General features: G+C 50.1%; 13 protein-coding genes. 4 read left to right on the top strand and 9 right to left on the bottom strand.

The annotated features are described in order from the left end of the window. The first annotated feature begins 139 nt into the window (after positions 1–139). The gene (locus ACTNBK_RS15465) at positions 140–586 is read left to right on the top strand and encodes a DUF6978 family protein (protein ID WP_087347816.1); all 447 of its coding nucleotides are present in this window, start codon (positions 140–142) and stop codon (positions 584–586) included. 17 nt (positions 587–603) lie between these two features. Next, positions 604–1,365 (top strand): DUF1829 domain-containing protein, encoded by a 762-nt coding sequence (locus ACTNBK_RS15460; protein WP_162612203.1) that lies wholly within the window; start codon positions 604–606, stop codon positions 1,363–1,365. Between the two features lie 206 nt (positions 1,366–1,571). Here the strand turns inward: ACTNBK_RS15460 and ACTNBK_RS15455 are convergent, their stop codons facing one another. From ACTNBK_RS15455 to ACTNBK_RS15415, 9 genes are all read right to left on the bottom strand, one after another. Beyond that, entirely contained in the window at positions 1,572–2,135 is a 564-nt protein-coding gene (locus ACTNBK_RS15455) for a DNA-3-methyladenine glycosylase I (protein WP_441147452.1), read from the bottom strand. Then, entirely contained in the window at positions 2,132–2,764 is a 633-nt protein-coding gene (locus ACTNBK_RS15450; RefSeq protein WP_441147450.1) for a CatA-like O-acetyltransferase, family 2, read from the bottom strand. Before ACTNBK_RS15450 ends, ACTNBK_RS15455 begins: the two co-directional genes overlap by 4 nt. A gap of 124 nt (positions 2,765–2,888) precedes the next feature. After that, positions 2,889–3,464 carry a hypothetical protein gene (locus ACTNBK_RS15445; protein WP_441147448.1) on the bottom strand — a complete coding sequence of 192 codons (576 nt, stop codon included), beginning with the start codon at positions 3,462–3,464 and terminating at the stop codon, positions 2,889–2,891. A gap of 144 nt (positions 3,465–3,608) precedes the next feature. Further along, positions 3,609–5,360 carry a DUF4368 domain-containing protein gene (locus ACTNBK_RS15440; protein ID WP_441147446.1) on the bottom strand — a complete coding sequence of 584 codons (1,752 nt, stop codon included), beginning with the start codon at positions 5,358–5,360 and terminating at the stop codon, positions 3,609–3,611. Then, positions 5,357–5,662, bottom strand: coding sequence for a hypothetical protein (locus ACTNBK_RS15435; RefSeq protein ID WP_040212687.1), 306 nt, complete (start codon positions 5,660–5,662; stop codon positions 5,357–5,359). Before ACTNBK_RS15435 ends, ACTNBK_RS15440 begins: the two co-directional genes overlap by 4 nt. A 19-nt stretch (positions 5,663–5,681) precedes the next feature. Beyond that, the gene (locus tag ACTNBK_RS15430; RefSeq protein WP_441147444.1) at positions 5,682–6,947 is read right to left on the bottom strand and encodes a plasmid recombination protein; all 1,266 of its coding nucleotides are present in this window, start codon (positions 6,945–6,947) and stop codon (positions 5,682–5,684) included. 336 nt (positions 6,948–7,283) lie between these two features. Next, positions 7,284–7,505, bottom strand: coding sequence for an LLM class flavin-dependent oxidoreductase (locus ACTNBK_RS15425; protein WP_055080156.1), 222 nt, complete (start codon positions 7,503–7,505; stop codon positions 7,284–7,286). A gap of 424 nt (positions 7,506–7,929) precedes the next feature. Next, positions 7,930–9,225 carry a DNA primase family protein gene (locus ACTNBK_RS15420; protein ID WP_441147441.1) on the bottom strand — a complete coding sequence of 432 codons (1,296 nt, stop codon included), beginning with the start codon at positions 9,223–9,225 and terminating at the stop codon, positions 7,930–7,932. After that, on the bottom strand, positions 9,203–9,730 hold the full coding sequence (locus tag ACTNBK_RS15415; RefSeq protein WP_441147455.1) for a CHC2 zinc finger domain-containing protein: 528 nt from the start codon (positions 9,728–9,730) through the stop codon (positions 9,203–9,205). The genes ACTNBK_RS15420 and ACTNBK_RS15415 overlap by 23 nt, the downstream gene beginning before the upstream one ends. Positions 9,731–10,004: 274 nt before the next feature. Here ACTNBK_RS15415 and ACTNBK_RS15410 point away from each other — a divergent pair, with 274 nt between their 5' ends. After that, positions 10,005–11,120: a DUF6076 domain-containing protein gene (locus ACTNBK_RS15410; protein WP_441147439.1), complete on the top strand. Its 1,116-nt coding sequence runs from the start codon at positions 10,005–10,007 to the stop codon at positions 11,118–11,120. Between the two features lie 32 nt (positions 11,121–11,152). Further along, the coding region (locus tag ACTNBK_RS15405; protein WP_441147437.1) for a hypothetical protein at positions 11,153–12,437 on the top strand (1,285 nt) is incomplete at its 3' end.

The raw sequence follows: 12,437 nt of genomic DNA, 5'->3' as shown, positions 1-12,437 counted from the left end.
AATTTTACCAGAATGGGGCTCCGCTTTCTATATCATATGAGTGATTTTCGGTTTCAGCCATGACCGGAAACCATTGCAATTACTACTCTTTTGGAGTTTTGCTCATGGCTGAAACTGATTAAAATAAGGAGGTGATCGGATGAGCGTTCCTAAACTTACCAATGCAGAAGCTCGTAGGCTACTTGATATGACAAAGCGTTCTCTGATTGCCGAATTGGATTTCCCTACTCGTGGTGACGAGAAAGAATTTGATGTCATCGGAGATACTAAAAAGGATATTTTTTCAATAAAAATATACCGGGGAAAAATCCAACCGTTCAAGTACAACATTGGTGCTCGTATTAAAAAGGATGGAACAATGTTGTTGGAACTTCATATTAACCCGTCTAATGTTCACCGTAACCCAAATGGTGAAAAAATCTGTGGTAGCCATTGGCATATATACACGGAAGAATATGGACGCACTTATGCTTTTCCAGCAGAAGATATCCATGAAGATACTTTTGTAGACAACACAATCGCTTTTTTAACCAAGTTTAATGTTGTTGAGCAACCGAACATCAACTATCAACTCGAACTATTGTAATGGAAGGAGGGTTAATCTTGGATATTCAAAAACTTATTGATGATTACGCAGCATGGCTAAAGCAGGAGATCACATTCGAAAAAGTAGGAGAATATTACGAGATTACAACTCCTTATTTGGATAGTGCAAATGACTATCTTCAAATCTATGTGCGCCAAATTGGTGATGATATTTACTTTACAGATGATAGCGCTACAATTCGCAATTTGAAAATGGGGGGATTTCAATTCACGCCCACACGAAAAAAACATTTGCAACGGATCTTGAATCAGTATGGTGTAAGACTTGATGGCGATGAATTGATTTGTAAGACCCCTGCTAATTCTTTTGCACAGAAAAAGCATCTATTCATTCAAGCCATGTTGCGCATTGATGATATGTTCACTGTTTCTAAGGCTAAAGTGAGTTCTCTCTTTCTTGATGACATACAGGATTTTTTTGCAGAAAAAGATATTTTTTATTCGGAAAATGTTCAATTTGCAGGGCTTTCTGGTTTTTCTCACAACTATGATTTCTTGTTGCAAAGAAGCAAAACAAAGCCAGAAAGGCTTTGTCAGGCCGTTAATAACCCAAACAAATCGAACATGGGAAATATTTTGTTTGCGTGGAATGACACCAAACCTGCAAGAAGGAACGATAGCCAGTTGATTGTAATTTTGAACGACCAAAATAATGTTGCCAAAGGGATCGAGGATGCGTTTTTAAATTACGAAGCAAAAGTAGTTCGATGGAGCGAGCGTAACAAGGATAGCAATTTGGAATTGTTTGCTGCTTGTTAACCATCGATACTATCCGCAGGCCTTTTAATGGCAGCTAGGCCAAAAACCTGCTATTTTCGTAATAAAACGACAGATTTTTCTTGCTTTTTGTTGCGGAATTTCGGGTCAAAAATTGACCTCATAAATACCACAGTCAGGTTTTCTGTTTGACCATAGGAAGGGCGCTCCTTTTCACAAGGGAGCGCCCTTCTTTCGGCTGTAACTGTCTATGATTTGGAGCAGGTGCACGTCCTGCAAAAGCAGGTCTCCTCGTGAGAATTGATGACCCCTACCGCCTGGAGATAGGAATAGATAATGACCGTCCCAACAAACTTCATGCCCCGGCGCTTCAAGTCTCTGGAAACCGTGTCTGAAAGCGCGGAGCTGACCTTGCCTGTCTCATAGACAGTGTTCCCCTCCGTCCAGTGCCAGAGGTAGCGGTCAAAGCTGCCCCACTCCTGCTGGATGGTTCGGAAAATCCGGGCGTTGCTCACGGCGGCACGGATTTTCAGTTTATTGCGGACAATGCCGGGCTCCTGCATCAGCCTCTCCAGCTTCTCCTGGCCGTAGCCGCAGACCTTCTCCAGGTCGAAGTTGTCAAAGGCCTGTCGGAAGGCCTCCCGCTTGTTGAGAATGCACTCCCAGGAGAGTCCGGCCTGGAAGCTCTCCAGGATCAGCATTTCAAACAGCCTGTGGTCGTCGTGAACCGGGACGCCCCACTCCTCATCGTGGTAGTGAATATAAAGGGGATTCTTTGGGTTGGCCCAACTGCATCTGATTTGTTCCGTCATCGGTTTTTCCTCCCCACTTGCCGGATTTCTCCCTGCAGCCGTTCCAAAAAGGCAGCGGCAGGGATGCCGTCCATCTGGGTGTGATGAAACTGGAAGGACACCGGCAGGGTGGCGCGCAGCCACTTTTTCCGGTATTTGCCCCAGATGAGAAATGGGTTATTGTAGCATCCGGCGTAGATATTCACCGCACCGTCGATCTCATACCCCGCCAGAGCGGAGGTTCCGATGACCATATAGTCCTCGCCCAGTTCATAGCTCTCTCCGCTTTCGTAAACCTGCCCCGTGAGGCTTCGGTAGTCCCGGTCAAACTGCTCCAGGTCAGTGGAAACGGGAAGGTCACAGGTGGCGATGCCGCCGTCCCGGGTGGCCACCACCGTATTGACAGCCAGCTTATCGTACTGCATTAGTTTGTCACCCACAGGAAGCAGGTAGAAGTCCTCCGTCTGGGCAGCAGCTACTCCGATACACCAGCACAGGAGCATATTGAATTTATAGTTCCGTTTCCGGCTGAGGTGCACCAACGGGGTGACATCCAGGGTCTTCATCAGGGTTACCATCGGCATGGGAGCCTTGTTCCACAGCTCAAAGGCCAGGGCCCGGGGTGTGCTTTTGGGATCAACTTCTCTCATATCCTTCTCCATCCTGTCCATCCACTCTGGGGCGCGTTTCTGAAAGGGTAAGTACTATCATACCATGGCAGCCATTGAGGTACAATCTGGAATTTGACACAACCGCCGTCCCAGTACGATTTTATCACCTCTTTTGTTGAGCCTCCGCCCGGACTTCATCATAGTACCGGCGCACCGTGGAGCGGTTCATGTGCAGTTCCCTGGCAATCCTGGCCTTGTTGGTCACATCCGGGTGTTCCCGCAGGTAGGCGGCGATGGCCTTCTTTCTGGGATTTACCCCGTCGGGATACTCCGTGCTCGCCCCAGAGCGAAGGGCGGCGATCTCCGCCTTCATCTCCAGGATCAGCCCTTTGAGCTTTTCTTCGCACTCCTCCCGGGTATGGGCATAGACGTTGCGGGGCCGCTTTTTGCCGTCCGGCCACACCGGGGAGTAGCGGCCCTCCCAGAGATGTTCGTTGATTTGGCTGACACACCCGGTACCAGGCCTGCGGCGGGGCAGCTCTATCGGCACAAAGGTTTGCTGCTCCGGCTCGACAGTTGCCTGCCGCTCCGGCTCCGGCTGCACCTCCGCCTTTGCGATCCCCTGGTCGATGTTCAGGGCAGCTTTCCGCCGCATCTCATCGGTGATGTGGGTATAGGTGTTCAGTGTGGTCGCCGAGGAGACGTGGCCGATGATGGTGGATAGGGTCTTCACATCCATCCCGTTTTCCAGGGACAGGGTGGCGAAAGTGTGCCCTTACGGTATAATTACGACAAACCGGAAAAGCCCCGTAGAATCAAGGCTTAATAGTGATAAGGTACTATTTAGCTTTGCGAGGGGCAGAGAACGGTGTGACCATAATGGTCACGCCGTTTTTCTGCGTCCAGGGGTAGATTTCGCAACAACAGGCTCGGAAATCACAGGAATCTCTACGTCATCCACAAAGTTGAAATAGATTTTTACCTTCTGTACACGCTTGCCGCTGGATTTGTCCGGCGCAAACACCTCAATCTTCTTGATATATTCATTGACTATCGTAGGTGTCAATTCCGGCACATCCACATACTTCTGGGTCAGGGCGACAAAGGCATCTACATCTGCATTCATGGTTTCCTGTGTTTCCAGCCATTCTTCCGTCACTTCGATTTCGAGTTTTAACCGCTCCTGTTCTGCCTCGTAATCGGCGGTCATTTTCTTGTACCGCTCCTTACTCAGATCGCCCAGGACGAAATCCTCATAGAGTCGGGACAGAAGAACATCCAGGTCAGTCAGCCGCTTCCTGGCCTGCTCCACTCGCTTCCGATCTTCACGGATGCTGCGTTCCTGATCGGAACGGCGGCATTGCAGCCATTCTTCCTGAAAGCCTTCCACATCCTGCCGGATATAGGCATTGACCGCACGGATGCGTTCCAACACCAGTTCTCGAAGTACATCTTCCCGGATATAGTGTGCAGAACAGGTGCCTCGGCCGCTTTTGTAGCTGGAGCATACATAATGGTCTTGCTTGCCGTCAAAGCTCTTGCAGGTAGCAAAGTGCAGCTTATTCCCGCAATCAGGACAGAACAGAAGCCCAGAAAACAATCCCTGCCGTTCCGCTTTTGTGGGACGGCGTTTGTTTTTTCGCAACTCCTGCACCCTGTCCCACTGAGCCTGAGAAACGATTGCTTCCTGCGTATCAGGGAAGATACACATATCTTCGATGGCATTGGGAATCCGCTTCTTCAGCTTATAGGACTTGGAATAGGTCTTGAAATTGCAGGTACAGCCGGTGTACTCCATCCGTTCCAGAATACCCGCAACCGATTGACCAATCCAATGGTAAGGGCGCTCCGGCATTTTCTTACGCTTTTTTGGGTCAGGATGGTCTTCCGACTGTTTGGCATACAGCGCCTTGGTAGTCAACACCTTATCCTTCTCCAGTATACGGGCAATCTGTTCCGGCCCCTTGCCGTCAATGGCCAAGTCAAAGATGCGCTTGACTACTGGGGCGGCATCCTCGTCAATGATCCAATGGTCTTTATCGGCAGGGTCAGTGCGATAACCATAGGGCGGTTTTCCCAGATGCTTTCCGCTGGTGCCTTTCTGCCGGAATACGACTCGGACTTTTTTGCTGGTGTCCCGTGGATACCATTCGTTGAACAAATTACGGATAGCGGCAAAGCCGTCGCTGTCGCCCCGCTCACTGTCCACACCATCATTGACGGCGATAAAACGCACATCGTAGCTGGGGAAAATGATGTCCGTGTACTGTCCAACGGTCAGGTAATCTCGGCCAAACCTACTAAGATCCTTGACCAGCCAGCAACCGACAAGCCCCTGCTTAACCAGTGCAAAACCTTCCTGCACGCCGGGGCGGTCAAAATTGGTTCCCGTATATCCGTCATCCACCAGAATTTTCAGGTTGGTGTAGCCATGCTCGGCTGCGTACCGGGTTAAAAACTCTTTTTGATTCTGTATCGAATTTGATTCTCCATCCAGTGCATCCTCATTGCTGAGGCGGCAGTACAGGATGGTGATTTTCTGCTGATCCAACATAGCGTCCTCCTTTACGGTTGGGTCAGCTGACAGAATCGGTGTGCATGGTGATATTGTAGCATGAATTTGAGTCTGTGTCATGAACAAAGCGCCTCCTTATCCGAGAAAATGAGCCGTTTTACCTTGTGGGTAAGCGGCTCATTTCCGTCACATACAGTCTCCAGCAGATACCAGGTATTTCCGATTTTTCGTTCTACCGTACCTGTAAAAGGATTCATTAGGTTTTCCCAGCGTTTCCGGCATTCTTCCAGAAAATCAATCGGCGGTTCAAAAATCGGGTCAAAGCAGGATTCAATATCGATTTCAGCACAAGCGTTAATCAGCTTTTCCGAAGGAGAATCATCGAGCATCAGCTTATTGAGTTTTGTTGTCAGATTGGTCATAAGCAAAAATTCCTTTCTGTTAAAGTTCCATATCTTGCGATTTGCGGCGGGAAGGTTGATCGTGCTGCCTTGTTTGCCGGGTCCGGGTTAAAATGGCGTCAATAAAAGCCCGCACCTTTTCGGGTGCGAGCTTGATAGCTTCCAGATAGGGCTGTGCCTGTTCTTTCAGCGACTCATATCGCTGTTTCCAGACAGCGGCACTTTTTTGTGCGCTTTGCAGTTTTTCTTCCAAACGGCTGTTTTCCGCCTTGGCAAGAATCCCATTGACCGCATAATCCTTGAGCATACTGCACTCGGATGGGGTCAGAGTGATATTGCCGGTAATCGTCTTTTTCCCCAGGGAGCGGATTTCCTGTACGGTCATGGCGGCAGTGCGCTGTTCTTTTGTTTGCTTTTGCAGGGATTGCAGCTCCTTCTGCTTTTTCTCAACAGCAGCCTGTGCGGTGTCCAGTGCCTGCTCCGTCTGAGCGATTTGGGCGGTCACATCTTCCAGCCGCTGCTGCTCCTGTGCCACCTTGAACTGGGTCACAGTCAGATGTTCTTCAGTGCTGCCACGCTCTCCACGCTCCACATCGGTATATCCGGCAGCTTTCATATAATTGAAGAAGTCGTCTTGCAGGACACTGTACGATGTCCGCAGGACTTTCTTGCCCTTGGAGGTCAGAAGCGGATTGCCCTGTTCATCCAGAGCAACTTTGGATTCCCACTTTTTGCTCCGGCTGACCTGCATAATCGTTTCCTTGACCGTGCCCACAAGGGACTTATCCTTGCACCGCTTCGACCAAAGAATTTGTTTTTCTACCACCGGAACATAGACCACATGAAGGTGGTAGTGATACACATCCTGCCCCAGAGCTTCCGACATAGCTCGGTTACGCTCATCGGCGTGCATGACGGCAGAGAGAATATACTGCTCACCGCCCACGATTTCCACGGCGGCTTTGTATGCGTCGGTGTAGAACTGCTTGGCATATTCATATCCGCCGTGATTGTGAAAGTAAGCGGAGTTCACATCAAAAATCAGTTCCCCGTATTTCACCGCATCGGCTTTCAGACCACGGGTGGAGATGACACCATCGGCAATCATCTGATCGAACATAGCGGCATAGCTGTCGGTGGGAGCCTTGAAGTGGATATTCCGGTAGGTTTGGGTGGTATCAATATCCTGGTTGGAGTAGCTGTCCTTTTCCCGTTCGTTATGCTCCTGCACCTTCGCCACATCATCAAGGGTGGGCAAGTCCTGGTTACGGGCAAAGGTGCGGTCGATTCCGTCGTTTCTGGCCATACAAATCAGCTCCTTTCTGTTGTGCGGCAGACGGCTGGGGGACGGGGATGCACTTCCTGCGGGAAGTGTAATAACCCACTATGACACTTTCATCCCGAAGGGCTGCAAAGTGCCGTGGGCTCTCCGAGGGGGAATTGCGGTCATTGCGATGACCACTGCTGAACTGCCCGGAAACCGTCTGCATCGCTTCCTGTTGTTCAGCCCGGACAGCCGATGTTTTGCGAAACATCAGCCATCCGGCGGCAGCGAAAAATCGAATGTTTTCGCCACCTGTCCACAGCAATACTGCGGTATTGCCATGGGGACGGGAGATACGACGGGCAAGAACGGTGGACATTATTTGTCCCTCCGTTTCTGCCATACGAGATCATAGCCAAGGGCGTCGGCAAGCTGTACCGCCTCCACATACCGCAGAGACTCCCGCTGGAGCTTGTTTGACAGGTTGGAAACGCTGTCACTCCAGCCGTAATCCTCAGAAAGCCTGTCAACGACTTCCTGCATCGTGTACCCGGAACGTACAATGTACGACTTGATTTCATTTCTCAAATTGGATTTCATAGAAAATACCTCATTCTTTCATGAAATGGTTTTACCGTGGAGCATACACGCTGCACGGTACAGTTAATCTTAATTACTTCTCAAAAATCGCTCAGAACTGCGCCTGTGAAGAGCTGTCCAGAGCAACACCCCATCGACTTTGCGATTAGGTGGGCTTGCAAGCAAAACCGTGAAAATAGCCACCTTACCGCATACCACCATCACCGTTCTGTAAATCACCGAATGATGATTTGTGTTCTGTTTATGGTAGGTGTTTTTCACTGTTTGCACAACCATTGATTGGAAAGTGCGGATTTTAGAGCGCCCTCTGAGCCGAACAATAAAAAATGAACTTCGATTTTTTGCGTTCGTGCGTTCCTTCGTTCCACAGGCTGTACCCGGTCAGGAACGCATGAACGCACGAACAGAAGGTTTTGAAGTTTCATTACAACTCCATAGGCGAGAGCAGGACATAAATACCCATATATCCCCGACACCGTTTTCCACCGCCGATGTGCAGGTTATTGACCGGCTCTAAATTGTAGCGTTCTGCATTCTGGCTGAGCTGGTTTGCGAAGCTCTTTGGGGACAGTGGGTTTTCTGCGTTGTCCTCACACCACCGCTTATAGGCTGCATACAGATTTTTGGTGCTGGCTTCATAATCGGCTTTGAATGCCACATAACCCTCAGAATCGAGAAAGTCCAGAATGTTGTTGGCATCCCGAACTGCGGAAGAGATATTGTCCCTGGCTCTCTGGCTAATGGTAAAGTGATAGTGATTGGCGATCAGCCGCCGCAGTCCCTCCAGCATCCAAAGGAAGATTCCCTCTTTTTCGGCAATCAATTTCTCAGCAAGAAACGGGTCATCGAACCGATCCGAAGGTTTGTCCTTGGTGGTCAGAATGATTTGGCGGCGAAAGAAACCGTCGCTGCGGTCGTGAAGTGCAGTCAATGCCCCGTTGCCGAAGCAGAGAAAACGCACATACAGCAGCCCCTGATAGCTCTGTTCTTTCTTCCGTTCCAAATCCATTCGCAGTTCTGCTGTCACAATGGATTTTACATAGTTGGTTTTGGTCAAGGCATTCATGTCCAGATCATCGTCCACCATCAGAAGCTTGCCCTCCAGGTCGGCTCTGGCGAAGCGGTTGTTTTCTACCTTCTGGATGGAAGTGGTGTTCATGTTGAGCCCAAAAATAGCGTTCATCACCACACCGATCCGGCTTTTGCCCTCGCCGCCCTTGCCGATCAGCATGAGCATTTTCTGTCCTTTGGTGGATGGAATCAGGCAGTAGCCCAGATACTCCTGTAAGGCGGGAATATCCTCCGGCTCCAGCAGTTCCGAAAGGAAGCACAGCCAGTGTTCCGGTGAAGGAGCATCTGCCCGATAGGATACCGACAGACGGTTGCTGCAATACTCTTTTTCCTCTGTGAATGTACCGTCCAGAAAATAAGTGCCGTTCGCCACATGGATGCGGTCACATTGCAGGGGAAGAGGGTCTGTGTATGCAGCCAGCTTCAACGCCTTAATCACCTGCTCCACCGTCTGTGCGACCTTGGCATGAAGCCAGAGCGAGATTTCCTCATAAATTGTCCGCTTCAATTTGCTTTCATCCGGCAACGGGCCATCCATAGTATAAAAGCGATCATTGATGCAGCGCATTGGATGCCGGGACAGGAAATCCCGGCAATATTCCGGCTCGATGATTTTCCCTTTATCATCAATCCAAACAGGGTTGTTCATGGTATCGCTCCTCTCTCAGGTGGGCCTGCAATTTGCGGATGTACCCGTCTGCCGTTAGTTCGCTCACGACTTCGCCTCGTTCATAAGAATCGCCTTGCAGCAGGATGTCCAGCTGATACTCTGCCCAGGGTAATCGGTGGCAGGCTTCTACAAACCGCTCGTCCAGTACATCTTCCGGCACTTGCGGTGCATACCGTTTTTCCCAATCCAGGAGTAGCCGCCGATACTCGTTCAAAACAGAAAAGCACAGCCGCTCGTTCTCACGAAGCTGCTGTGCTTTGGTTTTGTGTTTGATTTTCCGGCGAATGGCTTCCGGCAAGGGCTTGTCCGGCGCAAGGTGAAAGTCCGATGCCAGTTTTCGGGCCGCATCATACAGCCGAAGGTCAAACAGCTTGGTGGTCAGGTCGATCACATCCCCGTGTTCCCCACAGGCAAAACAGTAGTAGTGGTCATCCGATACATATAAGCTCGGATGACGGTCATTGTGGAACGGACACAGTACCATGCCATGGTGGTTGACATTGATTCCATACATCTGCGCTGCTTCACATCTGCGCTGCTTCCGGTGTGTTGATACTGGCTTTCACCGCTTCAAACAGATTCATACAGATTCCCTCCATTTCCTTTTTGATGGGGCAGTTTTTTCACCCCTCTGTATAGGTTATGGGGAAAACTGAAAAAAAACAGGCTAATGGCATGACAGGCCGTTTTCAAAAAACATGACAAGAATTTAATTGTGTGCTATTATGAAAATAGAAAAACATGACAGGAGGGAGAAGATGGATCAGATCATCAACCATGCGGTTTTATCGCTGGATTTCTGGCAGGATGCCGTGACCTATGAGGGGTGTGCCATGCCCACAGGAACCATTGGCTGCGAGGTGCTGAACATCCCAGACAGCACCATTGAAAAGCTGGATACTCCCTGCAATGTGCTGAACCAGCTGCTTCAGGGGATGAACACCGGTTCCGTGGATATGGAGCTGCTGCCGCAGGTACAGCAGGCCGCTGGCGAGATCATCTCCTTTTTGCAGGTCACACCACCCTTCTCCCGACTGAATCAAAGCTATTTTGAGCAAAAACTTGCAGCCATCTTTTCCGAAGAATATATGGAGGACGCAAAAGCCTATTTGCAGCTTACCCAGCAGGAGCAGCTGATCTGTGCCTTGACTGGTCAGCATAGCAAGGCAACCATGCTCGTCCGAATAGCGCAGGTGCTGGGGCATTTGAGCTATTCTCTGGGGCAATACAAGGAGGCTCTGACGAAATTTGCAGAGCGCTTGAATGATCCAGACTATGACCGTACTCCGGACGGTTATGCTGCAATGTTCGGACAGTTCTTCAAAGGTGAGCCAACTCTGTCGCTGGATAACCCGGCCTGGATGACCCTAACCAATGCTTCGGTGCAGTATGTATCCGCCGTTCGGCCTGGAAAGACGGAGCCACAGTTGGTCAAGCGGATGCACTATGTCTCCTTTGTGGGAATGTTCCGTTCCGATCTGTTTGAGGGGCTTTGTGTGGGCCATGCACCTAAGAAATGCCCCATCTGCGGTAGATGGTTTCTTACCATTGATGCACGGCATACCAAATACTGCGGTGGTCTGGCCCCCGGCGACCAGCGGGGACGGACTTGCCGACAAATCGGCAATCTGAGAGGCCGGGAGCAGCGGGAGCTTGCAGACGATCACCCCATCAAGGCCATTTATACCCGCCGGATGAACACCATCCTGCAAAGCACCCGCCGTGGAAAGCTGGATGAAGAAACGGCAGCAGCTATGAAAAAGCTGGCAAAAGATAAGATGCTCCGTGCGCTCTCTGATCAGCGCTATGCCAGCACTGTCTATGAGCAGGAAATGACCCAAGATGCACTTTTGAAGGCCGTACAAAAGAAATAAGCAGCAAAATATCAGAAAGGTGGTGAGGGAAAATGGATACAGCGTGGACATGGGAGCTGTCCGGCTACTGTGCCAAATACAGCTTCCTGACGGAACCCAAGGGCTTGACCATGCTGGAAGTGGAACGCATCTTTCAGCTTGACCCGGAACCGCCAGCCCATGAAAATCTGAATGATTATATTATCAAGGCTGTGCAGAGCCAAGAACTGTGCTGGTTTTCCTTTTTCCTGCACCATTATGAAAATCGGCTTAATGGTCGTATTCGCCGTTTCCTGCTGCGGGAGGGGCTGGATCGCTATAACCCAGAACGCTTTTTGGACTACAAAATGGAATGTGTGCTTGCCATGTTGGACTGTCTCCAGGAATACGATCCCGCACAAGGGGCGGATTTTCTGACCTATGCCTATCATTTTATCGGGAATGCCCTTTTGACCTGCCGGATGCAGGAGGAGGCCGGTTCCTTTGAAAATGTGGATGAGTACAAAGCTGTGCGTGGGATTGCTTGGCTCTATAATCAATCCGGCCAGTCTGCGCAGGCGGCGATCCAGAAATATGCCCAGAAACATAGCTGCTCAAGTGAAACCGCAGCGAAGTTTTTGGCGTTGGCCAAGCAAAACCGAAGCCGTGTTCCGTTTTACCAGACCGTACAGGACGAGGACAGCGAAGAAACCGGCGAGGATGTCAGCCGGGATGACCATTGGAACTATGCGGAGATTCTATGGAACGGCATCCAGGCTGAAGCTGTCCGAGAAACGTTTGAAAAGCTGAATTACCGGGAACAGACCCTTTTGGAAAAGAGAAACGCCATCTGTATGACCTGTGGACGGGTCAGTCCCATCAGCACCCGGTTGACCTTTGAAGAACTGGCAGTCCTCTTTGAGGGCAGCACAGCCAGTGGTGCAGAACGGGCCTATCGTAAAGCCGTGGAGCATTTGGCCTGTCTGCTGACAGAAGCCGGAGTGCTTCACATGATCCGGCTGAAACGCAAATCTCAGACCAAACGCAAAAAGAAAATCGCCGCCGCTGTCTACCTGTATCAGGTGGACAACGACGGCGAGTGGGGCGAGATTTCGTTTGATTTTGAAGCCAACATCGCAGAGATTGTGCGACTGGCGGAATGGGATACAACGGTAAGCAAGAAATTTGCAAAGGAAATCATCCAATCTCTGCTTTCTCCAAAAAAAGTTTCATTTGTAAACGACAATAGGGTCAATCCCAAATTTTGTGTAAACGCTAAATTGTGGTGCAAAATAGAGCAAAAATATTTTAAGGCGGGAGCGGCGCAAGCTGCTGCCGCCTTTTCTACAAAAATAACAG

Source organism: Intestinimonas sp. HCP28S3_D6, assembly GCF_052065695.1.
GTDB lineage: Bacteria > Bacillota > Clostridia > Oscillospirales > Oscillospiraceae > Intestinimonas.
The sequence above is the reverse complement of the archived record's forward strand: the minus strand, read 5'-3'. Positions and strand labels throughout refer to the sequence as shown.

Excerpts from the sequence above, each read along its gene's own strand:
- ACTNBK_RS15455 (WP_441147452.1), bottom strand. The coding sequence starts at position 2,135 with ATGACGGAACAAATCAGATGCAGTTGGGCCAACCCAAAGAATCCCCTT.
- ACTNBK_RS15425 (WP_055080156.1), bottom strand. The coding sequence starts at position 7,505 with ATGAAATCCAATTTGAGAAATGAAATCAAGTCGTACATTGTACGTTCC.
- ACTNBK_RS15435 (WP_040212687.1), bottom strand. The coding sequence starts at position 5,662 with ATGACCAATCTGACAACAAAACTCAATAAGCTGATGCTCGATGATTCT.
- ACTNBK_RS15465 (WP_087347816.1), top strand. The coding sequence starts at position 140 with ATGAGCGTTCCTAAACTTACCAATGCAGAAGCTCGTAGGCTACTTGAT.
- ACTNBK_RS15440 (WP_441147446.1), bottom strand. The coding sequence starts at position 5,360 with ATGACACAGACTCAAATTCATGCTACAATATCACCATGCACACCGATT.
- ACTNBK_RS15445 (WP_441147448.1), bottom strand. The coding sequence starts at position 3,464 with ATGGATGTGAAGACCCTATCCACCATCATCGGCCACGTCTCCTCGGCG.
- ACTNBK_RS15415 (WP_441147455.1), bottom strand. The coding sequence starts at position 9,730 with ATGGTACTGTGTCCGTTCCACAATGACCGTCATCCGAGCTTATATGTA.
- ACTNBK_RS15450 (WP_441147450.1), bottom strand. The coding sequence starts at position 2,764 with ATGAGAGAAGTTGATCCCAAAAGCACACCCCGGGCCCTGGCCTTTGAG.
- ACTNBK_RS15420 (WP_441147441.1), bottom strand. The coding sequence starts at position 9,225 with ATGAACAACCCTGTTTGGATTGATGATAAAGGGAAAATCATCGAGCCG.
- ACTNBK_RS15410 (WP_441147439.1), top strand. The coding sequence starts at position 10,005 with ATGGATCAGATCATCAACCATGCGGTTTTATCGCTGGATTTCTGGCAG.
- ACTNBK_RS15430 (WP_441147444.1), bottom strand. The coding sequence starts at position 6,947 with ATGGCCAGAAACGACGGAATCGACCGCACCTTTGCCCGTAACCAGGAC.